This is a genomic window from Paraburkholderia sp. SIMBA_027, from assembly GCF_046535315.1.
Taxonomy (GTDB): Bacteria; Pseudomonadota; Gammaproteobacteria; order Burkholderiales; family Burkholderiaceae; genus Paraburkholderia; species Paraburkholderia tropica.
The window spans coordinates 1-254 of record NZ_JAWRWY010001118.1; the positions used below are offsets into that span (position 1 = coordinate 1).

1 protein-coding gene is annotated in these 254 nt (G+C 36.2%); it reads left to right on the plus strand.

What is annotated here, in order from left to right; all coding sequences use genetic code 11:
- The coding region (locus tag SB764_RS42595) for a hypothetical protein (RefSeq protein ID WP_410867120.1) at positions 1-254 on the plus strand (254 nt) is incomplete at both ends.

Consider the following 254-nt stretch of genomic DNA (forward strand, 5'->3'; position numbering starts at 1 on the left):
TATTGGATTGGAAAAGAAATAGTAAATTACTTATTTCGCTTAGAAGATGGACGTAATCAAACACCAACCATTTTAAGGGAACTGGTTTTTGAAAAATTAATGATTACAAATGCTGAACAGCTTATGACCTGGCTATACGATTCAAATTATACGAATGCAAAGCTTGCTAGTATTAGTTCCGTTTTACCTAGAGCCGTTGAATTAGATGATGAAGTAGCACTCACGATTAGCCAACACGCGGCCAATGAGCTAAC